Raw genomic sequence first — 1,354 nt, forward strand, 5'->3', positions numbered from 1 at the left:
AAGGACGGAGGTAAGCGCTAGAGGTGTGATAATACAAATCACGGCGGCAATAGAACGGAACGTTACGAGACAAAGAAAACTTACAACCGCGTAAACCGAAAGTAACATCACAGTTTTCGCTTTTTCAATAACTTCATTCGTTGCTGCCTCAACCCCTGCATTACCAGCAGCAAGTAGGAAAGTGTAGTCCTCACTTGGATAAGCTTCGATGAGGCTCTTCATTTCGTCGACAACACGATTTAACGTCTCTGCTTTGTGATCATCAAGATATACAATCATGGGCGTTAAGCTACAATTTGTGTTGATGAGTCCTGCAGGCGCTCGCTGTAAAGTCGAATCAAGAAATTGCTGATCGGGAGACAACTCAAACCATTTAAAGCTGCCCTCATTCAAGGCCTTAGTTACGAGCTTTGAAACAGTAACGAGAGATACGGTAGATTGAACACCTTCCGTGTTTTCAAGTTGCCATTGCATTCGGTCCATCACATCCAACAACTCATAGGAAGAACACATCTGCGGTTCTGTTTTTATCATGACAACCAGCACGTCCGCACTAGTACTATAGTTATCAATGATAAAGGCATTATCCAAATTATAGCGCGAGTCTGGACGCAGCTCGGGGGCACCTCGATCAAGATCACCAATCTTCAGGTCTTTCTGGTAGTAGAGTCCAATGACACAACCTAGGATCGCAATCACAATCGAAATTGGCGCAACGCTTTGATGAGACATAAAAGAAAGCACTCGCCAAGGCTTATGCTCACTCATCTCGACTTTCTTGGCATGCTTCAACCCGCCCTTGCTTAGCCCGGTGTAAGACATCAACACAGGGTGGAGCACAAGGTTCGTAATAATGATTACAGCAACACCAACACCCGCGGCGACAGCAAGATCACGAATCACTTCGATCTCAATAAAAAACAGCGTCAAAAACCCGATGGCATCACTGACTAACGCCAAAATGCCTGGCCTCGCCAAATTTCTGAAGGCCATGCGCGCACTCATGAGCGCGTTTAGGCCGGAAGCCCTTTGAACCGCAATTTGATTTACGATCTGCACACCATGACTAATGCCGATTGCAAAAACGAGGAAAGGGATCAACACCGAATACGGGTCAAGACCGTAACCAAATATGTTGAGTAAGCCTAACTGCCAGACCACTGCAACAATCGAAGTGACAATCGGAACGGTCGTCGCAATCGCACAGCGAGAGTAAATAAACAAAAAGCTAAGTGTCAGGCCAATTGTAACTAGCGCAAAGGTTGCGATAGCACCAATACCCTCAATTAAATCACCAACCTTTTTAGCAAAACCGACAATATGAATCGACACATTGGGGTTCTTTTCCTCGTAT

General features: G+C 45.5%; 1 protein-coding gene. It reads right to left on the reverse strand.

Going from position 1 to position 1,354, the window contains the following annotated elements; all coding sequences use genetic code 11:
* The coding region (locus A3750_RS17300) for an RND family transporter (protein WP_231871862.1) at nucleotides 1–1,332 on the reverse strand (1,332 nt) is incomplete at its 3' end.
* Nucleotides 1,333–1,354: the final 22 nt, after the last annotated feature.

The sequence above is a fragment of the Oleiphilus sp. HI0079 genome (assembly GCF_001635105.1).